Annotated in this window: 20 protein-coding genes and 1 pseudogene; 3 read left to right on the forward strand and 18 right to left on the reverse strand. The window is 63.9% G+C overall.

The genetic code is table 11. From position 1 onward, the window contains the following. Positions 1–133 precede the first annotated feature (133 nt). Entirely contained in the window at positions 134–2443 is a 2310-nt protein-coding gene (locus C4N04_RS02050) for a PAS domain-containing sensor histidine kinase (protein WP_077994840.1), read from the forward strand. Here the strand turns inward: C4N04_RS02050 and C4N04_RS02055 are convergent. From C4N04_RS02055 to C4N04_RS02110, 12 genes are all read right to left on the reverse strand, one after another. Next, on the reverse strand, positions 2440–5397 hold the full coding sequence (locus C4N04_RS02055) for a bifunctional [glutamine synthetase] adenylyltransferase/[glutamine synthetase]-adenylyl-L-tyrosine phosphorylase (RefSeq protein WP_106795334.1): 2958 nt from the start codon (positions 5395–5397) through the stop codon (positions 2440–2442). The two genes, C4N04_RS02050 and C4N04_RS02055, sit on opposite strands and share 4 nt — an antisense overlap. A gap of 135 nt (positions 5398–5532) precedes the next feature. Beyond that, positions 5533–6945 (reverse strand): HAMP domain-containing sensor histidine kinase, encoded by a 1413-nt coding sequence (locus C4N04_RS02060; RefSeq protein ID WP_077994838.1) that lies wholly within the window; start codon positions 6943–6945, stop codon positions 5533–5535. Next, positions 6942–7688 carry a response regulator transcription factor gene (locus C4N04_RS02065; protein WP_038692383.1) on the reverse strand — a complete coding sequence of 249 codons (747 nt, stop codon included), beginning with the start codon at positions 7686–7688 and terminating at the stop codon, positions 6942–6944. Before C4N04_RS02065 ends, C4N04_RS02060 begins: the two co-directional genes overlap by 4 nt. Positions 7689–7762: 74 nt before the next feature. Then, positions 7763–9349: a Do family serine endopeptidase gene (locus tag C4N04_RS02070; RefSeq protein ID WP_077994837.1), complete on the reverse strand. Its 1587-nt coding sequence runs from the start codon at positions 9347–9349 to the stop codon at positions 7763–7765. A 205-nt stretch (positions 9350–9554) separates the two neighbouring features. After that, the gene (locus C4N04_RS02075) at positions 9555–10016 is read right to left on the reverse strand and encodes a cytochrome c-type biogenesis protein (RefSeq protein ID WP_077994836.1); all 462 of its coding nucleotides are present in this window, start codon (positions 10014–10016) and stop codon (positions 9555–9557) included. A 179-nt stretch (positions 10017–10195) separates the two neighbouring features. Continuing rightward, a complete protein-coding gene (locus tag C4N04_RS02080; protein WP_096771069.1) occupies positions 10196–12190 on the reverse strand; it encodes a heme lyase CcmF/NrfE family subunit in 1995 nt (664 codons plus the stop codon). Then, a complete protein-coding gene (gene ccmE, locus C4N04_RS02085; RefSeq protein ID WP_106795335.1) occupies positions 12187–12648 on the reverse strand; it encodes a cytochrome c maturation protein CcmE in 462 nt (153 codons plus the stop codon). Before ccmE ends, C4N04_RS02080 begins: the two co-directional genes overlap by 4 nt. Beyond that, entirely contained in the window at positions 12645–13775 is a 1131-nt protein-coding gene (gene ccmI, locus C4N04_RS02090; protein WP_077994834.1) for a c-type cytochrome biogenesis protein CcmI, read from the reverse strand. Before ccmI ends, ccmE begins: the two co-directional genes overlap by 4 nt. A gap of 98 nt (positions 13776–13873) precedes the next feature. Further along, entirely contained in the window at positions 13874–14299 is a 426-nt protein-coding gene (locus C4N04_RS02095) for a membrane protein (RefSeq protein ID WP_038687820.1), read from the reverse strand. Between the two features lie 118 nt (positions 14300–14417). After that, positions 14418–15821 carry a HAMP domain-containing sensor histidine kinase gene (locus C4N04_RS02100; protein ID WP_038687818.1) on the reverse strand — a complete coding sequence of 468 codons (1404 nt, stop codon included), beginning with the start codon at positions 15819–15821 and terminating at the stop codon, positions 14418–14420. Continuing rightward, a complete protein-coding gene (locus tag C4N04_RS02105) occupies positions 15811–16482 on the reverse strand; it encodes a response regulator transcription factor (RefSeq protein ID WP_009994275.1) in 672 nt (223 codons plus the stop codon). Before C4N04_RS02105 ends, C4N04_RS02100 begins: the two co-directional genes overlap by 11 nt. A gap of 54 nt (positions 16483–16536) precedes the next feature. After that, positions 16537–16785 carry a hypothetical protein gene (locus C4N04_RS02110; RefSeq protein WP_009994276.1) on the reverse strand — a complete coding sequence of 83 codons (249 nt, stop codon included), beginning with the start codon at positions 16783–16785 and terminating at the stop codon, positions 16537–16539. 324 nt (positions 16786–17109) lie between these two features. Here C4N04_RS02110 and C4N04_RS02115 point away from each other — a divergent pair, with 324 nt between their 5' ends. After that, on the forward strand, positions 17110–18333 hold the full coding sequence (locus C4N04_RS02115; protein WP_199852436.1) for an MFS transporter: 1224 nt from the start codon (positions 17110–17112) through the stop codon (positions 18331–18333). Between the two features lie 197 nt (positions 18334–18530). On the opposite strand, the gene C4N04_RS02120 is transcribed toward C4N04_RS02115, so the two are convergent. After that, complete coding sequence (locus C4N04_RS02120; protein WP_039618754.1) at positions 18531–18836, reverse strand: Dabb family protein; 306 nt, start codon at positions 18834–18836, stop codon at positions 18531–18533. 20 nt (positions 18837–18856) lie between these two features. Next, positions 18857–19542: pseudogene (locus C4N04_RS02125) on the reverse strand (hypothetical protein). Between the two features lie 156 nt (positions 19543–19698). On the opposite strand from C4N04_RS02125, the gene C4N04_RS31725 reads away from it, so the two are divergent. Continuing rightward, complete coding sequence (locus C4N04_RS31725; protein ID WP_009993710.1) at positions 19699–19863, forward strand: hypothetical protein; 165 nt, start codon at positions 19699–19701, stop codon at positions 19861–19863. 9 nt (positions 19864–19872) lie between these two features. Here the strand turns inward: C4N04_RS31725 and C4N04_RS02130 are convergent, their stop codons facing one another. The 4 genes from C4N04_RS02130 to C4N04_RS02145 all read right to left on the reverse strand — a co-directional run bounded on the left by C4N04_RS02130 (position 19873) and on the right by C4N04_RS02145 (position 22572). Continuing rightward, positions 19873–20433 carry a TetR/AcrR family transcriptional regulator gene (locus C4N04_RS02130; protein ID WP_077994832.1) on the reverse strand — a complete coding sequence of 187 codons (561 nt, stop codon included), beginning with the start codon at positions 20431–20433 and terminating at the stop codon, positions 19873–19875. Positions 20434–20453: 20 nt separating this feature from the next. Next, positions 20454–20915 (reverse strand): nuclear transport factor 2 family protein, encoded by a 462-nt coding sequence (locus C4N04_RS02135; protein WP_038687812.1) that lies wholly within the window; start codon positions 20913–20915, stop codon positions 20454–20456. 77 nt (positions 20916–20992) lie between these two features. After that, the gene (locus C4N04_RS02140; protein WP_009993136.1) at positions 20993–21925 is read right to left on the reverse strand and encodes a pyridoxamine 5'-phosphate oxidase family protein; all 933 of its coding nucleotides are present in this window, start codon (positions 21923–21925) and stop codon (positions 20993–20995) included. Between the two features lie 35 nt (positions 21926–21960). Continuing rightward, positions 21961–22572: a glutathione S-transferase gene (locus C4N04_RS02145; RefSeq protein WP_077994831.1), complete on the reverse strand. Its 612-nt coding sequence runs from the start codon at positions 22570–22572 to the stop codon at positions 21961–21963. Positions 22573–22636 lie beyond the last annotated feature (64 nt).

Genomic DNA, 22636 nt, shown 5'->3' on the forward strand with positions numbered 1-22636 from the left:
GCCCGAAAAACACAAAAATATAAATAGTTAACGGATTTTTACCTTTGCCTCTGGACAAGGCGAATCACCCATGATTCTCTAGGTCAGGTTCGAGCGAGCGGCGCGCGAATCACACGAGGGACAAGGCGAAGAGATGATGGACGTGCGGCGGGCAACCGTGGCCGGAGGACGGCTGCGTGTCGATTTTGACGGGCTGAAAGCCTGGCGAGACAGCCTATCCGGTCACCCGACATCGGAACCGCTCCTGCGTCATCTGCCGAAGGCAGAGCTGATCTTGAAGCGCGCCATTCCGGCATTGATCATCGCCTTCCTCACCGTCGTCGCCGCCTCCCATTTCTTTGGCATGATGAGCGAATATAGCCGGCTGGAGGCTTCCGCCCGCCATGCCACCGCGCTTTCGGCGGCGACGGCGTCGGCCGTATTTGCCGATACGGCCGACATTTTCGACAGTGGCGATATCGCGCAAGCGCAGGCCCGCCTCTCCAGGTACCTGCCGCAGGACCGGCTTGATAACGGCGCCTTCGTGCTGCTGGTGCAGGCCAGCGGCAAGGTTTTTGCCGCAACGACCGCCGGGCTTTCGCATGTCGGCAGCAATGTCGGCGATTTCTTCCCCGAGGTCTCGGCGATCCGGCGTTTCGGCGATCGGGCCGGCGTCATCGAAACGACTATCGGCGGCGTGCCGCACTATGCCGAGATCACGCTGATGGGCAATGCCGGCGGCTTCGTCGTCGCCGCCACCTCGCTTGAGGAGGTCGGCAGGCTCTGGCGCGAGGAGCTGGCGCTCAATGTCACGCTGTTTGCCGGCATCTCCTCGATCCTGCTCGTCATCCTCTATGCCTATTACACGCAGGTGAAGCGCGCCCGCGACGCCGATGACATCTTCCTGGAATCGAACCTGCGCGTCGAGACGGCGCTGTCGCGCGGCCGTTGCGGCCTTTGGGACTTCGATTTCGAAAACCGGGAATTCTTCTGGTCGCGCTCGATGTACGACATGCTCGGCCTGCCGGGCTCCGACAAGACGATGGGCTTCGGCGAAGCCGCGCGGCTGATGCATCCCGATGATGGCGGCCTCTACGAGATCGCCCGCGCCATCGCCAAGGGCCATTCCGGCCAGGTCGACCAGATCTTCCGCATGCGCCATGCCGGCGGCCACTATGTCTGGATGCGGGCGCGTGCTCAGGTGATCCGCAGCAATTCCGGCCGCATGCACCTGATCGGCATCGCCATGGACGTGACCGAACAGCACCGGCTCGCCCAGCGCTACGCGGAAGCCGATCAGCGCTTGGCCGACGCTATCGAATGCACCTCTGAGGCCTTCGTGCTCTGGGACAAGAACGACCGGCTCGTCATGTGCAACACGCATTTCCAGCAGGCCTACGGGCTGCCGGACAGCGTGCTGGTGCCCGGCACCGAGCGTTCGATCGTCAATGCCGCCGCCGCCCGCCCAGTCATCGAGCGGCGGATCGCCGATGCCGACGGCTCCGGCTATTCGCGCACGACGGAGGTGCAGCTCGCCGACGAGCGCTGGCTGCAGATCAACGAGCGGCGCACCCGCGACGGCGGCAAGGTGTCGGTCGGAACCGACATCACGCTGATGAAGCGCCATCAGGAGCGGCTGCGGGAATCCGAACGGCGGCTGATGGCGACGATCGGCGATCTTTCCGCCTCGCGCCAGACGCTGGAAATCCAGAAGGCCGAGCTGTCGACGGCCAACGCCAACTATCAGGCGGAGAAGGAACGCGCCGAGGCCGCCAACAAGGCAAAGTCGGAATTCCTCGCCAACATGTCGCATGAGCTGCGCACGCCGCTGAACGCCATTCTCGGCTTCTCTGAAATCCTGCAGAACCAGATGTTCGGGCCGCTCGGCTCGTTGAAATACAACGAATATGCCCGCGATATCCATGACAGCGGCAAACATCTGCTCAACGTCATCAACGACATCCTCGACATGTCAAAGATCGAGGCCGGCCATCTCCGGCTGCATTGCGAGCGCATCGACCTCGTGCCGCTGATCGAGGAAAGCCTGCGCTTCACCGCCATTCCGGCGGCGGAAAAGAACATCGTCATCGACCAGCGCATCTCCTCCGGCCTGACGCTGACGGCCGACCGCCGGGCAATGAAACAGGTGCTGCTCAACCTGCTCTCCAATGCGGTCAAGTTCACCGATAATGGCGGCCGCATCGCGGTGCGCACACGCCGCGTCGACGGCGCCGTCACCGTCACCATCGCCGACACCGGCATCGGCATCCCCCGCTCGGCGCTGTCGAAGATCGGCCAGCCCTTCGAACAGGTTCAGAGCCAGTACGCCAAGAGCAAGGGCGGTTCCGGCCTCGGGCTTGCCATCTCGCGTTCGCTGACCGCGCTGCATGGCGGCCGCATGAAAATCCGCTCGCGCGAAGCGGTGGGCACGGTGATCTCGCTGCGCATCCCGGACGACGTTTAGGCTTTGACCACACTCAGAAAAATCTTCCGAACCGCCTTCGAGAGCCGTTTCACTTCCCCCTCGAGCGTCCTGATATCGGGGCAGTCGCCGGCACGGCAGACGAGTTCGATGAGGCCGGCAGGCGCGTCGTTCGGATCGAACTCACCGTCGATGCAGAGACGAATCAATTGCGACAGGCTGGTATAGAGCGCGAAGGCTTCAAGACAGGTGTCGAGATCGTCCGCGGCCAGCAGCCGGTCGCCGAGCAACTTCAGAGCCTCGCCGGTGCTCTTGCCGCTGACAGCAACGCCGACGCCCCTGGTTGGCGCGATCAACACCAGATACTGGGCGATGAATTCGAGATCGATGACACCGCCGGGGATATGCTTCAGGTCCCACGGGCCCGAAGGCGGCTTTTCCTTGTCGATCAGTTCGCGCATCTCGGCCACGTCATGTGCCACCTTGACGATATCGCGATCGGCCGACAGCACCTCGCGGATGACATGCTCCGCTTCGGCGATCAGGCTGTCATCGCCTGAGATCAGCCGGGCGCGGCTGAGCGCCATATGCTCCCAGGTCCAGGCCTCCTCGCGCTGATATTTGCCGAAGGCATTGATGCGGGTGGCGACCGGCCCCTTGTTGCCGGAGGGACGCAGCCGCATGTCGACCTCATAGAGCACGCCTTCGGCCGTCGGCGCCGACAGGGCGGCGATCAGCCTCTGGGTGATGCGGGTGAAGTAGCGCGTCGCGTCGAGCGGCTTCGGCCCGTCGGATTCGGCGGCGGCGGCGTCATAATCATAAAGCAGGATCAGGTCGATGTCGGACCCCGCGGTCAGCTCGAAGCTGCCGAGCTTGCCCATGCCTGATATGGCGATGCGGCCACCGGGATAATCGCCGTGCGCCGCCCGCATCTCGCTTGTCACGGCATCGAGTGCGGCTGATATGATGAGATCGGCGAGATGGGTGAAGGCGCGGGCGGCCATTGCGCCGTTGATTGCGCCGGTGAGCAGGCGGATGCCGATCAGGAAGCGCTGTTCGGCGGCGAAGATACGCAGCCGGTCGAGCACCTCCTCATAATGGCGCGCCTGGACGAGCGAGCCGTTCAGACGCTCGCTCAGATAGTCGCGCGTCGGCAGTTCGGCCATCAGGCCTGGATCGAGCATGCCGTCGAAGACATGCGGCTCGGCGGCGATCACCTCGGCAAGCCGCGGCGCCGAGGACATGATGTTGACGATCAGCGACAGCAGCGCCGGATTGCTGCTAAGCAGCGAGAAGAGCTGGATGCCCGAGGGAAGGCCGGAGATGAAGCTGTCGAAGCGCAGCAGCGCCTCGTCGGCGCGCCTGCTTTCGCCGAAGACGCGCAGGAGCTCCGGCGCCAGCTCCGTCAGCCTTTCACGCGCCTCCACCGATTGCGTCGCGCGGTAGCGGCCGTAATGCCAGGTGCGGATGATGCGGGAAATGTCCGACGGCCTGGTGAAGCCGAGCTTCTTCAAGGTCTCCAGCGTATCCGGATCGTCGCCCTGGCCGGTGAAGACCAGGTTTCCGGTTTCGGTGGAAAGCCTGCTCTCCTGCTCGAAGAGGCGGGCATAACGCCGCTCCACCGTCTTCAGCACGCCGACCAGGCGTTCGGAAAAGCTCGGCGTGTCGGTAAAGCCCATCATGAAAGCGATACGCTTGAGATCAGCGTCGGTCTCCGGCAGAAGATGGGTCTGCTCGTCGCGCACCATCTGGATGCGATGCTCGACGTCACGCAGGAACCAATAGGCCTCCGTCAGCTCATCGCGGGTCTCGGCGTCGATCCATTTCGCCTTGGTGAGCTCGCCGAGCGTCTCCTCCGTCGACCGGCCGCGCAGCGCCGGCATGCGGCCGCCGGCGATCAGCTGCTGGGTCTGGACGAAGAATTCGATCTCGCGGATGCCGCCGCGGCCGAGCTTGACATTATGGCCCTTCACCGCGATCGCGCCATGGCCCTTATGCGCGTGGATCTGCCGCTTGATCGAATGGATATCGGCGATCGCCGCGTAATCGAGATATTTGCGGAAGACGAAAGGCGAAAGCCCGCGCAGGAACTCCCCGCCAGCGGCGAGGTCGCCGGCCACTGCGCGCGCCTTGATGAAGGCCGCCCGCTCCCAGTTCTGGCCCCTGCCCTCGTAATAGATCATCGCCGCATCGACCGGAATCGCCAGCGGCGTCGAGCCGGGATCGGGGCGCAATCGCAAATCGCTGCGGAAGACATAACCATCCGCGGTGCGCTCCTGCAGGATGCGCACTAGCCGGCGCATCATCCTCGGGAACACCTCGATAGCGTCATCTGGGTCGGGCACGATGCCGGCCTGTTCGTCGAAAAAGACGACGAGGTCGATATCGGAGGAATAGTTGAGCTCGCAGGCGCCGAGTTTGCCCATGCCGAGCACGATCAGCCCCGAGCCCTCGCTCGGCTTTGCCGGATCCCGCAGCCTGACTTTTCCGCTTTCATGCGCCGCCAGCAGCAGATGGTCGATTGCAGCGGCGACAGAGGCTTCGGCGAGCTCGCTCAGCCAGCCGGTCGTGGCCCGACCATCGACGATGCGCGAGAGATCGGCGAGTGCGACGAGGAAGGCAGCCTTGCGCTTGATGATGCGCAGCCTGCTCATCACCACCGATTCCGCCGGCGTCGCCCCCTCGCCGTCCGGCCGCCAGCAGTCTCGCGCTTCAGCGATCAGCGCTTCGATCTGCGGCTCCAAGGGTTGCGTGATGGCGCCGGCGAGGATGGCCGGGTCGAGATTGACGATTTCGCGCAGGTAGGGCGACAGCGTCAGCACGGCGGCGATGAAATCGCGCAGCCCCCCTTCGCTCTTCAGCATCGCGGCGACTGACGGCTCGCTTTTGCCGGCCTGCTGAAGATCGCTCAGCGCCAGCTTCAACTCCGTCTGGCTCAGCGGACGCAGCAGCCCTTCGGCGACGTCCTTCAGGCCATGCGTCGATTTCGTCAGCATAGGCTCTCCCTGGCTTTGGAGCGGAGGAAACGGCCGCCAGAATCACGGCCCCGCCGCTCGATCGGGATTAAACTAGGGTCTCGGCGCCAAACCGCCAATACGCGATTCAACCGATCGTGTTTCCGCACAAGTGGTTCAGGCAGCCTTGGCCGGGAAGATCATGCTGACGGTCAGTCCGCGCTGTTCCGGCTTGTCGGGATTGGTATCGGAGAGCTCCAGCCGGCCGTTGTGCAGTTCCATCACCGCCTCCACCAGCGAAAGTCCGAGCCCCGTGCCCGGTTTCGAGCGGCTTTCGTCGAGGCGGACGAAGCGCTTCACCACGTCGTCGCGCCGATCGGCCGGTACACCCGGCCCGTGGTCGGCCACCGACAGGCAGATGCCATCCGGGCGGCGGGCAAGCTTCAGCGACACCTCGCCCGCCCCTTTAGTATCGGAGGAGTATTTGATAGCATTGTCGAGCAGATTGAAGATCGCCTGGCCGATCAGCTCGCGATTCCCCTGCACCTCGATTCCGGGTTCGACGCTGGCGCTCAAGCCAAGTCCGGCCTCCTCTGCCGCCGGCTCGTAAAGCTCGGCGCTGTCGGAAACAATGGCCGACAGCTCGACCGGCGACATCTCCGCGGCGACCGATCCAGCCTCGACGCGGGAGATCATCAGCAGCGCGTTGAAGGTGCGGATCAGCTGGTCCGATTCGGAAATGATGCCTTCGAGCGCTGCGCGCCGCGTATCGCCGTCAGTCATATCGAGGGCGTCGGCGGCCTTATTGCGCAGCCGCGTCAGCGGCGTCTTGAGATCGTGGGCGATGTTGTCGGAGACCTGCCGCAGACCTTCGTTCAGCTTCTCGATGCGTTCGAGCATGGTATTCAAAGACATCGACAGCCGGTCGAATTCGTCGCCGGAGCCGCCAACCGGCAGGCGCTGCGACAGATCGCCTGCCATGATCTTCTTGCTCGCATCCGACATACGGTCGATGCGTTTCAGCGCGTTGCGGCCAATGCCGAACCAAATGATGATCGCGCCTAGACCCATGATCGCCAAAGCGACCATCAGCGCCTGGCGCACCAGCAACCGGAAACGCTCTGGATCGCCGAGGTCGCGGCCGACGAGAATTCTCAAGCCGTTGTCGAGCACGAAAATATTGGCGATCGCCTTGTGCCGGCGCTCGACACCTCCACCGTCCGTATAACGCTGATAGGCGAAGGGGGCCGAGATCCAGCCGACTTCCTCGAAGACACCCGGCTGCACTGAAGCGACATTGCCGGCGAGAATATCGCCCGAGGGACCGGCGATGATGTAGAGATTGGCCCCGGGCTGGCGGGCGCGCCGCTCCATGGTGCGCAGCAGAAGGTTCATACCGCCGGTGTCATAGGCGCGCTGCACCTGCTCTACCTCCTGCCTGACGGCATCGCGGATCTGGCCCGTCAGCAGCCGTTCCGACATCGCCGTCACATAGAAGACGAGCGTCGCGGCGCAGATTGCGAAAAGCAGAATGTAAAGTGCCGAAAGTCGGACTGCAGTGGACTTGAAGAGAACCCTGAAGCGGCTCATCCCTCGTCCTTGATCATGTACCCCGCGCCCCGGATGGTTTTCAGGAGCGGCTGGCTGAAGTCCTTCTCGATCTTCGAGCGCAGGCGCGAGACATGGACGTCGATGACGTTGGTCTGCGGGTCGAAGTGATAGTCCCAGACGTTTTCGAGCAGCATGGTGCGGGTCACCACCTGGCCGGCATTCTTCATCAGATATTCGAGCAGGCGGAATTCACGCGGCTGTAGCGGGATTTCCTTGCCGCCGCGGCGCACTTCATGGGAGAGCCGGTCGAGCTCGAGGTCGCCGACGCGATAGATAACGTCCTGCTCCGGCGTACCCTTGCGGCGGCCGAGCACCTCGACACGGGCCAGCAGTTCGCTGAAGGCATAAGGCTTCGGCAGGTAATCGTCGCCGCCGGCACGAAGACCGGTCACCCGGTCATCGACTTGGCCAAGCGCGGAGAGGATGAGCACCGGCGTATGAATGCCCTTGCGGCGCAGCTCACTGATGACGGAAAGACCGTCGCGGCGCGGCAGCATGCGGTCGATGACGATGACGTCATAGGTATTTTCCGATCCCATGAACAGGCCGCTCTCGCCGTCGCTGGCATGGTCGGCGACAATGCCCGCCTCGCGAAAGGCTTTCGTAAGGTAGGCCGCGGCTTCGAGATCATCTTCGATGATGAGAATCTTCATGCGGCCGACATTACCCACCGGCTGCGTTTCGGCAAGGCTCAAAGCATCTGGCTGCGGAGCGGCGCTCATCGGGATCATCCTTCAAAAATCAGAACAATCGAGCCGCGCGGAGTTTCCTCCGCACGGCTCCCGTTTTTCGCGGATCAGCCCTGGCCGTTGATCGGCAGAGCGACGAAACGGCTTCCTTCGCTCGACTGAATCTGGAAGAGCGCCCGGGTGCGGCCGTCCTTCTTGGCCTGGTTCAGCACCTTGACGACATCGGCGGGGGTGGAGACTTCCTGGTTGTTGACCGAGGTGATCTTCTCGCCTTCCTTGATGCCCTTGTCGGCAGCGTCGGAGTCCGGGTCGATGCCGGTGATGGCCAGGCCTTTGCCGTCATCGGAAGGGCCGACCGTCAGGCCGAGATCGGCGAGCGCCTTCTCGGACGCCGGCGCCTCGGGCTGCTGCGGCTGGTTGTTGTCATCGGCGCTAGCATCCTTCTGGTCGGCGGGCAGAGTGCCGAGTTCGACCTGGAGAGACTGCGCCTTGCCGGCGCGCCAGACCGAAAGTTCAACCTTGCTGCCCGGCTGCATCGCACCGATGCGGCGGCTGAGATCGCGCGCATCCTTGATGGTTTCGCCATTCAGGGCGGTGACGACGTCGCCGGCCTTCATGCCGGCCTTATCGCCCGGTGATCCCGCCTGCGGGGCGACGACCAGGGCGCCGCTCGGCTCGGAAAGGCCGATCGATTCAGCGATGTCCTTGGTCACCGGCTGGATTTGGACACCGAGCCAGCCGCGTGAAACCTGGCCGTCCTTCATCAGATCGGCGACGACATCCCTGGCAGTCGAGGCGGGAATGGCGAAGGCGATGCCGACGCTGCCGCCGGACGGCGAGAAGATCGCCGTGTTGATGCCGACGACTTCGCCGCTGAGGTTGAAGGTCGGACCGCCTGAGTTGCCGCGGTTCACGGCCGCATCCACCTGCAGGTAATCGTCATAGGGGCCGGAGCCGATATCGCGGCCGCGGGCCGAGACGATGCCTGCTGTGACCGTGCCGCCGAGGCCGAAGGGGTTGCCGACGGCGACGACCCAGTCGCCGACGCGGACATTGTTGTCGTCGGCCCAGTTGACATAGGTGAACTTCTTGCCCTTGCCGTCGACCTTCAAGACGGCGAGGTCGGTGCGCGGATCCTTGCCGATCAGCTTGGCATCGAGTTCGGTGCCGTCATTCATCACGGCGACGAAGGCCTGACCGTCGGAAACCACGTGGTTGTTGGTGACGATGTAGCCATCCTCGGAGATGAAGAAGCCGGAGCCCTGAGCGACCGGACGCAGACGGCCCTTGCCGGGGCCATTCGGACCGCCGGGGCCATTCTGGCCAAAGCGCCGCTGATGGCCTTGCTGGTCGTTCGGATCCTGGCCGAACTGGCGGAAGAAGCGCTTCAGCGGATGATCGTCAGGCAGATCATCGAAGCCGCGGCCGTTGAAATCGAAGGAGAAGCCGTCATTGTTGTCGGCGACGGGATTGACCCGGTTTTCGACGCGAACGGACACGACGGCGGGCGACACGGCATCGACGACATTGGCGAAGCTCGGAACGGCAGGCGCCTGAACCTTGACGGCTTCGGCATAAGACCGGGTGATTTCGAGCGGAACGCCGGTCGCGAGCACAGCGGCTGCGATACCGGCGACGGTAGAAGCCTTGAGCACAGTGGCGAGGGACGGACGTCCGTTGAAATTCTTCAGCATTGGAGCACCTTCTCTTGTTCTTGGATCTTCAGACCGGCAGCGCCGGATCAGTCGATGCGTCAAGATATAGGATGGCGCACCTTACTGCGAACTGTCCGGCCAATGAAAAATTGGTAATGTTTGGAATATTTCTGGCCGTTACTGCGCCCGGCCCTTCCCTGGGGTGTCCAAAGGATTCGGAAATATTCACCGGCTCGACGGGTTGTTATTTCTTTAGAAGCTCGTTCAGCCTCGCCTGTTCTTCCGGCGTCAGCTTGCTTCCCGTCGGCTTGCCGACCCTCTTGCGGGCAAAGATGACCAATGACAGACCGCCGGCGAGCACCAGCAGCACCGGCGCGCCCCATAGCAGCACGGTCTTCGGATTGAATCGCGGCTTCAGCAGCACGAATTCGCCGTAGCGCGAGACGATGTAGTCCAGCACTTCCTCGTCGCTGTCGCCGTCCTTGATGCGCTCGCGCACCAAGAGGCGCAGGTCTTTCGCCAGTTCGGCATTGGAATCGTCGATCGACTGGTTCTGGCAGACCATGCAGCGCAGTTCGGCCGAAAGGGTTCGGGCGCGCGCCTCCAGCGCCGGATCGGCCAGCACCTCGTCGGGATTGACGGCGAAGGCGGAGAAGGGTGTGAAGAGGGTGAAGAGAATGACGAGGAGCTGTGAGAGAAGCCGCATTCCCCTTCTCCCCTCGGGGAGAAGGTGCCCGACAGGGCGGATGAGGGGGCGGCCACTCGAAGCAAAAACGACCTTTCGCTTGCGCTCAAGCTCCTCACGGCTCTGCCGCTCGGCCCCCTCATCTGCCCTTCGGGCATCTTCTCCCCGGTGGGGAGAAGCGGAAAAGAGGTGCGAGCGCATCATTCCGCCGGCTCCATGGCAGGGGCCGCCGGTCTTGCCTTCGCCTTACGGCGCGGGGCGCCGACGCGCAGGCGGCGGTCGGAGAGCGAGACGAGGCCGCCGGCGGCCATGATCAGCGCGCCGCCCCAGATGCACAGGATGAACGGTTTCCACCAGATGCGCACGACGATACCGCCGTCCTTGGTGGCGTCGCCCAAGGAAACGTAGAGCTGGCTAAGGCCGAAGGTCAGGATGCCGGCCTCCGTCGTCGGCATCTGGCGGGCGGTGTAGAGCCGCTTGGCCGACCAGGTGTCGGCGACCGCGACACCGGCGCGGCGGATGCTGAAGTGGCCGCGCTCCTCGGTGTAGTTCGGCCCGGTCGCCGGCTGCATGCCGTCGAAATGCAGGCTGTAGCCGCCGGCATCCGTCGTCTCGCCGGGTTTCATCTCGATGACGTGCTCGGTCTGGAACGTCGTCACCGCGACGATGCCGAGCACGCTGATGCCGAGCCCGGCATGGGCAAGGGCGGTGCCGAAGGCCGAACGCGGCAGGCCGGTCAGACGCCGCCAGGCGACGTTGGCCGCCACCTTGCCGATGCCGGCGCGATACCAGAGATCGGCGATTGCGCCGAGAACCAGGAACAGGCCTGCGGCGAGCCCCAGCACGGAGAGTACCGGCCCACCATGTTGGAGATAGAAGAAGATCAGCGCGGCCGCGAAGGCGAGACCCGCCACAACATAGAGCCGCTGCAAAACGCCGAGCAGATCGCCGCGCTTCCAGGCCAGCAGCGGCCCGAAGGGCACGATGACGAGCAGCGGCGCCATCAGCAGGCCAAATGTCAGGTTGAAGAAGGGCGGCCCGACGGAGATCTTGTCGCCGGTCAGCGTCTCCAGGAGCAGCGGATAGAGCGTGCCGGTGAGCACCGTGCCGCAGGCGACCGTCAGGATCAGATTGTTGAGAACCAGGGCGCCCTCGCGCGAAATCGGCGCAAACAGTCCGCCGGCCGCAAGCTTCGGCGCCCGCAAGGCAAACAGCGACAGCGCCCCGCCGATAAAGATCAGCAGGATGCAAAGGATGAAGACGCCGCGGGAGGGATCGCTGGCGAAGGCATGCACCGAGGTGAGCACGCCGGAACGCACCAGGAAGGTGCCCATCAGCGACAGCGAGAAGGTCAGGATGGCGAGCAGCACAGTCCAGATCTTCAGCGCCTCGCGTTTTTCCATGACGAGGGCCGAATGCAGAAGCGCTGTGCCGGCCAGCCACGGCATGAACGAGGCGTTTTCCACCGGATCCCAGAACCACCAGCCGCCCCAGCCGAGCTCGTAATAGGCCCAGTAGGAGCCCATGGCGATGCCAAGCGTCAGACAGGTCCAGGCGGCCAGCGTCCAGGGCCGGACCCAACGCGCCCAGGCGGCGTCGATGCGGCCTTCGAGAAGAGCGGCAACGGCAAAGGAGAAGCAGACGGAAAAGCCGACATAGCCGAGATAGAGCAGCGGCGGGTGGATGGCGAGCCCGACATCCTGCAGCACCGGATTGAGGTCGCGGCCCTCGGCCGGGGCCGGATCAAGCCGCAGGAAGGGATTGGAGGTCAAAAGGATGAACAGGGTGAAGGCGAGCGAGATCCAGGCCTGCACGGCCAGAACATTGGCCTTCAGCGTCTCCGGCAGGTTGCGGCCGAAGACGGCAACCAACGCGCTGAATAGCACCAGGATCAGCAGCCAGAGCAGCATCGATCCCTCGTGATTGCCCCAGACGCCGGAATATTTGTAGATCAGCGGCACCAGCGAATGCGAATTCTCCCAGACGTTCTCGACCGAGAAGTCGGAGACGACATGGGCATAGGTCAGCACGGCAAAAGAGAAGGCGACGAGTGTAAACATCGCCAGCGAGCCTGATGTCGCCACATCCATCATCGCCCGGTCACGGCGGCGGGCGCCGATCACAGGCACGCTCGAGACGATCAGCGCCGTCGCCAGCGCCAGCACCAGGGCGTAATGGCCGATCTCGATGATCATGGCGTCGCCTTCGCCTCCTGGCCTTCCTGCCACAGACCCCGCGCCTTCAGCTTGTCGGCCACTTCCTTCGGCATATAGGTCTCGTCATGCTTGGCCAACACCGTGTCGGCGACAAAGACGTTGCTGCCTGAGGCAAACATGCCTTCGGTGACCACACCCTGGCCCTCGCGGAACAGATCCGGAAGGATGCCGGTATATTGGACCTTGACCGCATTGGCGCTGCCGTCGGTGACTGCAAATTCCACCGTCGAGCCGGCGCCGCGCACGACGCTGCCCGCGCCCACCAGGCCGCCGAGCCGGATGCGGGTCTCCGGCGCCACCGGCGTCTTCGCCAGATCCGCCGGCATGTAGAAATAGGCCACAGACTGGCTGAAGGCGAACATCACCAACAGCACCGCGGCAAGGATGAAACTCATCCCGCCCCCGATCACCGCAAGGCGCTTCTGCTTGCGCGTCATTGGGTCATACCCTCCGTGGCTATGCCAAGTTCACTGGCAAGCGCCAGCAATTGCCGACCTTGTTCCCCCGGCGGCGGAAAGGCCGCAAGCCCGCGCTTCAGGGCGTCGGCTGCGCGATCCTTGTCGTTCATTACGGCGTAGGAGCGGACGAGCCGCATCCATCCCTCGAAATTGTTGGGTTCGGCGCTCAGCTTGGCGTCGAGGCTTTCGACCATGCCGCGGATCATCTGCTGGCGGTCGCCGGCGCTCATGTTTTCGGCCGCCGCCACGTCTTCCGACGTTGGGCCGCTAGGCGCCGAAGGCTGGGCAGCCGCGCCGCCGTTCTTGGAGATATGTTCAGTGACCAGCGGCAGCCAGGGCGCATCGGCAGGCGATTGCTGCGCCAGCGCTTCGAAGGCCCGGCGCGCCTCGTCGGCTCGCCCCGCCTGCTCCATGCTGAGGGCGATATAGAAGCGGGCACGCGGATTGTTGGGTTCAAGCGTCAACGACTGTTCCAGCGCTTGGCGCGCCTCTTCGGTCACCACGCCTTCGGAGACCGCTATCAGCGTCTCGGCGAGGCCGTCGAGCCGGATCGGGCTCGGGCCGAGAAGCCGGATCGCATTGCGGTAGGCGACCTCAGCATCATTGACCCGCATCGTGCGGACATAGATCGGCGCCAGCACGTCCCAACCCTTCCCGTCATCGGGATTTTCGGCCAGATGCCGTTCCGCCTTGGCGATCAGCACCGCCACGTCATTGCCGGGATTTTCCAGCCGCGCTTCGAGCGGCTGCGAGGGCAGACCGGGCCTGCCCATCGTCACATAAAGACAGAGCCCGAGCACCGGCAGGATCAGGAGAACGAAGGCTTCGGTGACACGGTGATGGCGCGCGGGCTTCGGCGTTCCCTCCGGCTCGCCGGCGGAGACGGCGATCAGCCGCCGGCCGATTTCGGCCCTGGCATAATCAGCCTCCTCAGCTGTGATCAGCCCACCGGCAAGATCGCGGTCGAGTTCGCGCAGCTGGTCGCGATAAACTGCCGCCTCGCCGGCACGACTGTTCTCCGCCGCCTTCGCTCCACGCAGAAGGGGGTAAAGCAGGATGACGGCGACGGCTGCCGTCAGAACGGCAACGAGAATCCAGAACAGCATACCGGCCCAAATACGTGAAGCGTGGCGCTATTCCAACTGCCAAAGCCGGAATGACGAAGATTTGAGGCTATTCGCCGCAATTTAGCTTGGAACGAGCCTCACCCGAGCGGCGACCAGCTACCGTCGTCGTTGCGGCAGGCAGCGCCACGCGCCACGCTGTCCTTGCCGTCGACCGTCAGCGTATGGGTATATTGCCGGCAATTCTGCGAGCCGACCTGATAGGGTGCTGCCGCCACCACCTTGCCGGTGACGTCCTTGCCGCTCCAGACCACCGGCTGGCCGACTGCTGCCCCTTCCAACGCCCGATATTCCGCCTCGAGCGCCCGTTGCTTGTCGCTATCGCTCAAGCTGACGCCGCTGCGCCCGACGATGCCGCCCTGCAGCGCGGTGATGAAGGCGGCCGATGCCGAAGGTTTGCTGGAAAAAATGCCGCGCGAAGCAGCCCCCTTCGTCGTCGTGCAGCCGGTGAGCGCGACGGCGAGAAGCAGGATGGAAACGATCATCCCTTGCGAGCGTAGAATCATTGCGTCGAACCACGATCAGAGGTCAATTTCAGCCGATCGAAGTGCAGCGTCCCCGTGTCAGCATTAAGGCAAAGCATGCTATGCGTTTGCCAGTATCTTTGTGACATCAAGCAGTTGGTCATGCAACATCCTTTGTGACGCCGGGCAGGATAAGCTTCGCCTTCAGCCCGCCCCACTCGCCGCGGGACAGCTCGAGGCGCCCCTGGTATTCGTTTGAAATCTCAGTGACGATCGACAGGCCGAGCCCGGTTCCCGGCTTGCTTTCGTCGAGCCTGCGGCCGCGCTTCAGCGCCTCGCGGATCTGGTCGGGCTCCAGGCCCGGCCCGTCGTCCTCGACGGCGAGCTCCACCCAGTGGCGGCGGGCGCTGGCCTCTGCCCCTTTCACGTCCTCGCCGGCCTCGACGGCGGAGAGCCGCACCCTGCTCTTGGCGAAACGCGCCGCATTCTCCAGGAGATTGCCGACCGTCTCCTCGAGATCCTGCTGTTCCATGGCGACGGCCAGATGCGGCGGCGAAACGACGAGATCGAATTCGGTCTCGACATTCAGCCGGCGCATGACGCGCACCAGCCGCTCGAGCGCCGGCTCGGCATCGGTGCGCGCCAGCACGGATTCGCGCTGGGCGGCGATGCGGGCCCGGTTGAGATAGGACTGCACCTGCCCCTGCATCGATTCCGCCTGACTGCGCACCAGTTCGCCGTGGGATTTTTCGAGAACGCGCGCCTCGTTGAGGAGAACGGCGATCGGCGTCTTCAGCGAATGGGCGAGATTACCGACCTGCATGCGCGCCCGCTCGACGATGCGCCGGTTGCTGTCGATCAGCGCATTGACCTCGTTGGCGAGCGGCAGGATTTCGCGCGGGAAGTCGCCCTTCAACTGCTCGCTTTCGCCGGCACGGATGCGCTCCAGGGCGGCGCGCGCCTTGTCGAGCGGCTTCAGGCCGTAGAGAATGGCGAGCGCATTGACGATCAGGCTGCCGACGCCGAAACCGGCAAGCGCCAGATAGAGGCTGTGGGAAAAGGTGCGCACATCGTCCTCGACGACGTCGACATTGCCGGTGACGCGGAAGCGCGCCGCGCGTCCGTCGGTATCGAGCACCACTTCGGTTTCGGCGACCTGCACCCGGTTGCCGGAGGCGTCCGTCACCTGGTAATAACGCTCGTAATTCTTGTCGAAGGGCGCCTCGACGACGGAGGGAACCGGAATGAGCGCCGAGCCGAGCGAGGGCGAGACCAGCGGCGCTGTCGTATAAGTGCCGAGCGGCTCCACCACCCAGTACCAGCCGGTCTTCGGCTGGGCAAAACGCAGATCGCCGAGCTGCGGGCTGCCGCTCAACGCCCCCTGATCGCCGATCGTCACCGAATTGATGACGTTATAAAGCTGGGCCCGCAACAGATCCTGAAAACCGCGTTCGGCGCTCTTGCGGTAGAGCGTCGAGATGAGCAGGCCGATTACCACCAGGGCCACCGTCGACCAGACCGTGGTCAGCAGCAGCACACGTGCGGTGAGCGACTTAATTCGCATGTTTCGGCGCTTGGATGCGGTAGCCGAGACCGCGCACCGTTTCGATCAGGTCGACGCCCATCTTCTTGCGCAGGCGGCCGACGAAGACCTCGATCGTGTTGGAGTCGCGGTCGAAATCCTGGTCGTACATGTGTTCGACCAGCTCCGTGCGCGAGACGACCTCGCCCATGTGATGCATGAGATAGGCGAGCAGCCGATATTCGTGCGAGGTCAGCTTCAGCGGCGTGCCGTTAACCGTCGCCTTCGAGGATTTGGTGTCGAGCCGAACGGGTCCGCAGATGATCTCGGAGGAGGCATGCCCGGCCGCACGCCGGATCAGCGCCCGGATGCGCGCCAGCACTTCCTCGACATGGAACGGTTTGGTGACGTAATCGTCGGCACCGGCGTCGATGCCGGCGACCTTGTCGCTCCAGCGGTCGCGCGCCGTCAGGATCAAAACCGGCATGCCGCGGCCGGCGCCGCGCCATTTTTCGAGCACGGTAACGCCGTCCATCTCAGGCAGGCCGATATCGAGGATGATGGCATCATAGGGTTCGGTATCGCCGAGGAAATGTCCCTCCTCGCCGTCGAACGCCTGGTCGACGACATAGCCCGCCTCCTTCAGCGTGTCGGTCAGCTGCCGGTTCAGGTTGACGTCGTCTTCGATTACCAGGATGCGCATCGGTCCGCCTTCGTCCGCTTCAAATCGATCATGTTCTGAATAGACCGATTCCGCCTACATCGGAACCTTTACCGTCACCTTGCGCGGGCGCTGGCCGTTGCCCGACACCAGAACGGTGATGATGCAACTATCGCCCACCGGTTGCACCGATAAGAGCTGGCCACCCGTCTGCTCGACGACCTGGGCGGCAGCGGCGCTGCAATCGCCTGTCACACGCACGACAAGAGTGCCTGTGGCGTCCGGTGAGGGCGCCGATACCACCAGTCCGGCGGCCACTATTGCGACGCTCAGAGGAAAGGCCATGTGTTATGCTTTCAAGGGTAATTCCAACTTGATGCGACTATGTACTCACGCGACCTGAATGGCAAATGAATGCGCTGTAATGCCGGGTGTTTAGAACCGTTCTCGACTGTTGGCGGCAGCAGGTGTCAGCTGCTGAAAACCGATGCCGCGGCCGCTTTTTGCGCATGGGAAAAGTCTTCCCCAGGCGCATACGGAGGGCTGGGCGCGGATGCTTGGGTCAAGCCCGCGCGCGGCGGGCTGCCGGAAATTGCAATCACAGCTTTTACCGGCTGATTGAACCTGTTATGTCCTTGCGGCTCCCGCATTCAGGCCATTTCAGCACCAATGCCAAACTCCTTCCGCTTCCGCTCGGCGCAGACGGTCTTCGTGCTCGCCATCACCCAGGTGATCGGCTGGGGTACGACCTTCGACATGCTCGGGGTGATGGGCCGCATCGTGGCGCCCGACCTCGGCATGGCGAACGAGGTGGCGTTTGCCGGCCTGACGATCATGATGTTGGTCAGCGCCATCGTCGGCCCGGCGACCGGCCGCTGGCTTGGCCGTTACGGCGCCGCCCGGGTGCTTTCGGCGGCTTCCCTGACCTTTGCCCTCGGCCTCTGCCTGCTGGCAGCCGCCAACGGCGTCATTCTCTACGCCGCCGCCTGGATCGTGATCGGCGTCGGCGGCGCGCTCGGCCTGTCGGCGCCCGCCTATACCGCCGTCGTCGAGCGCGAGGGGATGGACGGCAAGCGCGTCATCGCCGTCCTGATGCTGTTCACCGGGCTTTCGAGCGCCATCTTCTGGCCGATCCTCAGCCTGCTCAACGAAGCCGTCGGCTGGCGCCTCACCTTCCTCATCTGCGCAGGCCTGCAATTCTTCATCTGCCTGCCGCTGCATCTTTTCGCCCTGCCGAAGCCGATCGCCGCGCATGTCGTCGGCGGCGCGGCCGAAATCGCGCCGGTGCCGCTGTCGAAGGCGGCCGGGCGCAAAGCCTTTCTGCTGATCGCCGCGACGACGACCCTTACCACCTTCGTCACCTTCGGCATCTCGCCCTCGCTGCTCGAGATCTTCCGCCAGTCGGGCGCCGCGCCGGCCTTGGCGCTGCAGCTCGGCTCGGCCCGCGGCGTGCTCGGCATTTCGGCGCGCTTCCTCGACATGCTGCTCGGCCGGCGCGGCAATCCCATCCTCAGCGCCGCCATGGGCATCGGCCTGATGCTGATAAGCTTCCTGATGATGCTGCTCGCCAGTCCGTCGACGCCGCTGCTCGTCACCTTCGTTGTGCTCTACGGCTTCGGCTCCGGCGTCATGGCCGTCGCCCGCGCGCTTCTGCCGCTGGCGGTGTTTTCGCCGCGCGAATTCGGCCTGCAATCGGCACGGCTGTCGCTGCCGCAGAACCTTGCCAATGCGATCGCCCCTGTTGTCTTCACTGCCATCCTCGACCGCGCCGGCCCCGGCCCGGCGCTTTTCGCCGCTGCCGTTCTCGCCGCCTTGTCGCTGATTCTGGTGCTGATGCTGATGACGCTGGTGCGCGGTACGCGGGCATCGCAGCCAAGCCCGGCCGCCTCATGACGCTTGGAATGGACGCCCTCTTCCGCTGACGATGGACCGTGCGTTTGACGAATCTTTTGAATCGCTTGCCGCCGATTTTGCGAAGATTGGATCCGGTGGCTCACGGCTGCATCAACATCCAGCGCGGCGAATCCGGAAAGCTGTTTATCCCTTTGAAATTTAACCCAAACACGTCCGGCAGCCGACGGCCTGCCGGTTCAGAGCGGCCGCGTCACCGCTGCGCGGCTGTCGTAGTCCGCGGCAATGCGCTTTTCCCGCAGCGGCCGCACACGCTCGATCGAGCGCTGATAATCGGGATGCGCCTTATAGGCAGCGAGAGCCGCTTCATCGTCGAATTCACCGTAGACGACAAGATCGATCTCGGTACCCAGCTGATCGGTCTTCACATTGGTGCCGATTTCCAGCAGCCGCGCGTGCGGAATGGCGGTCAGGATCGACAGTCCGGCCCTCACCTCCTCCAGATGTTCCTCCTGCACTGTGAAGAAAACGATATGGCGGATCACGCGGAAGCTCCTGTCAGATTTCAGAGGGTCGCCCGCGCGATAACACGCGGACCCCGGGCCTTCAACCGCACGCCCCGACCTGCGCGGCATCAGGACGCATCGCCGCATGGAAGGCCCTGGCGTAGCCCGCGAGCTTCTCGGCCCGGTCGGTGCCGTTGACGATGCGGCGCGCATTGACCCAGTCCTCGGTCGTCGCGTTCAGGTGATCGGCAAGTTTGTGTCCGGTAAAGCTGCCCTGCAGCATGCCTTCGATCAGGATGGTCACCGCCGCATCCATCTCCATCGCCCGATCAGGATCGGCAACGAGGTCGATGCCCGTCAGCACGCTCATCGCCTCGTAATTCCGCCTATGGGTGAGCTGCACCAGGCCACGCCCGAGCCAGCAGCGGCCATCCTCGTCCGGCCGCCAGTAGGGCGCCTTTACCCAGGAGAGCCTGCCGGCGGCAAAGGCCGCCTCCAGGATCTCGACGGCGCGAGTATCGCTTTCAGCCAACGTCTCGCGGACCGGCTGCATCGTATAGGCGGTCTCGTGGTAAGCGGTTGCGAGGATGTAGGCCAGCCACCGGCGGTCGGCCCGCGCAAACCGCTTTTCCCAGGCATCGAGAATCGCCGCAATACCCTCTACCTGAGGATGAGTTAGCCCTCCTTTAAAGAGCTCCTGGCACACCGCATCAAAAAAGAACATCCGATCCATGTGGACAACCATACCGCGCTTCCCGGCAATCTCGTGGTTAAAACCGTCTTAATCGATTAAAATCAACTTAATCGTTTGAAGTGCCTAAGCCCCTGATTTACACGGCTTTTATCTTGTGCAATTCATTTCCTTGCCCTGAAGCCTTACCACCACAAGAGGAGACTTCCGATGCAGACGCCTGCCGCCAATACCCAGACCACCATTCCCCAGCACGTCGTCGACCAGATGGAAAATGAGTGGCGCCAGATTCGCCTTGAGCGCGAGAACACCCCGCCCGACCCGGCAGCCTCAACCGCAACGCCGAGAGATACAGGCAAAGCGGCGCGGATGTAAGGTCTGCCCTCATCGCGTCGCAGCCTCAAGCCGCTTCGCCAACGTTTCCAGCGACCGGGTGAAGACCGCTTCATCTTTGAGCGCGCGCGACAGTACCAGCGCCCCTTGAATGCCGCAGATGCCTTCCTCGGCCAGCGTCTGCGCCTCCCGCTCGGCACAGCCTGCCCGCATCAGCGCCGAACGCAACGCCTCGATCCAGCGGATAAAATAGTCGCCGATCGCAGACGAAAACCGCTCACGGGTGTCGTCGAGCGCGAAGGCGCCGACGAGGCAGATGCGGCCGCCGGAGCGGAAATAGTCACCCACGTTGAGCCACATCGCCGCGATCGCCTGACGGGCATCGTCATTTCTGAGCGGCCGATAGACCGCCTGCTCGAACCAGGCGTCGATATCGGCGAGCACGGCGCCGGCCATCTCCTCCTTACCGCCCGGGAAGAAGTGATAAAGGCTGCCCTTGCCGATGCCGGTGCGTTCGGTGATGCGGCTGAGCGTGGCGCCCTCGTAACCGAGCTCGCGGAAGGTTTCCGCGAGCAGCGGCACGATGTCGGTGCGTTCATAGACGGTCTTCACCGGCCTGAATTCATCCTGTTCTAGAGGCCGAGCTCGGTCAGGCCGGGATGATCGTCCGGCCGTCGGCCGAGCGGCCAGTGGTATTTGCGCTCCGTTTCCCGGATCGGCAGATCGTTGATGCAGGCAAAACGGCGCTGCATCAAGCCGGCCGCATCGAATTCCCAGTTCTCATTGCCATAGGAGCGGAACCAGTTGCCGCTGTCATCGTGCCATTCATAGGCAAAGCGCACGGCAATGCGATTGTCGGTGAAGGCCCAGATCTCCTTGATCAGCCGGTAGTCCAGTTCCTTGGCCCATTTGCGGGTGAGAAAAGCGACGATCTCGGCGCGGCCGGTAATGAATTCGGCGCGGTTCCGCCAGCGGCTGTCCGGCGTGTAGACGAGCGAGACGCGCTCGGGATCGCGGCTGTTCCAGCCGTCCTCGGCGAGACGAACTTTCTGCGTGGCGGTCTCCAGGGTGAACGGCGGAATGAGGCTGGACATGATATCTCCTGTACTGAGTAGTTTCGAGTTTACCGATCGGTACCGGTTTTACAAGTCTTGTCGGGCGGCGATCGAGCTCAGACATCGGTGCGCCGGTTCCACCGCAGCGGCAGGGCATCCGGGCGCAGCACGATATCCTCCGGCGTGAAACGCCACAGCCTTTCCGCCCTGGGAAAGGCGGCGATGTCAGGCGAATCGAGCAACACCTCGACCCGTCCCGTCATCTGCAGCATGTCGCCGGTATCGAAATCGATGAAGACCAGCCCGGCCTTCGGATTGACCAGGAAATTGCCGAGCGTGTTGAAGAAACGATTGCCGGCAAAGTCGGGAACGGTCAGCGCGCCATCGGCGCCGAGATGCACGAACCCGGCATAGCCGCCACGATGGGAGACGTCGACCTGGCGTTCGCCATTCTCGCGGTCGACATAGGAAGCGACGAAAAACGTATCGGCATTCTCGACCATCCGCCGCGCGCGCTCGTCGAACTCATGGGACCGCAGCGGCGGCAGCGCTGTCGGCAGAGCGGGATCGCGAACGAAGGCGGCGGCGCGAGGCTGGATATATTGCGGGCAATTGCCGAAGCTCTGGCCGACGCGCAGGCGGAAACCATCGGCATCCGTCCTGCTGATGGCGCCGTTCAACCGGTTGCGCCGCCGGGTCTCGAGCTGAATGCCGAGCATCGCGATGGCGGCGCCATCCTCCATCCCGGCATCGGCAGGATCGGCCGACTCGCGCGGCAGGCGGACCTCAAGCGTCTCCGGGTCCGGCGAGGACATGAAACCCGGCTGCGCGGCCCGCACCGTCGCCCAGACGTCGCCCTTCGCATCGACCGTGCCGAGCACGACGAAAGGCAGCATCGGAAAGAAGGCGCGGTGCTGCTCGGGCATCGCCTTGCGGACGAAATTCCGCCCCGGCCCGTCCATCCGCTCGACGACGCCGACGCTGCGCTGCATTGCGAGTTCACCCTGATGCCAGGGCGATGGCGCATCCTCTCTTGACTTCTCCAGCATCACGGCCTCCTTTCAGGCACGATCGGGACGGATCTTTATGCGGCCAGTCCGATCTTCGTCTTGCGGAAGCTGACGAAACCCGGCAGCGCCTCGATGCGGGAAAGCCAGGCGCGCACGGCCTGATAGGGCGCGGTGTCGACATTGCCCTCCGGCGCATTGGCGATGTAGCTGTAAAGCGCGATATCGGCGATCGTCGGATTGTCGCCGAGCAGGAAGGCGCGGCCCGTGAGCTCCGCCTCGACCAGCGTAAGAATGCGGTGCGCCCGGGCAATCACCTCGTCGGCATGAAAATTGACGCCGAAGACAGTGACGAGACGGGCGGCGCAAGGCCCGTAGGCGATCTCGCCCGCGGCGACCGAGAGCCATTTCTGGATCCGTGCCGCCGCCAACATGTCTACCGGCAGCCAGTCGGTGCGGCCAAATTTGCGTGCGAGATAGACGAGGATGGCGGCGGAATCGGGAATGACCGCTCCATCGTCGTCAAGCACCGGCACCTGGCCAAAGGCATTGAGCTTCAGGAACTCAGGAGCCTTGTGAGCGCCGGCGGCCAAGTCGACCTCGACCAGTTCGTAAGGCACGCCGAGCAGCGACAGGAACAGGTGAACCCGGTGGGAATGGCCGGACAGCGGATGATGGTAGAGTTTCATGACGGTTCCTTTGTCTGATGGGGCGGGAACAAGGCCTCGGCCTTGCCGGCGATGGCCGTTCGAA

The organism is Rhizobium sp. H4 (assembly GCF_003013335.1).
Classification (GTDB): Bacteria; Pseudomonadota; Alphaproteobacteria; order Rhizobiales; family Rhizobiaceae; genus Rhizobium; species Rhizobium sophoriradicis.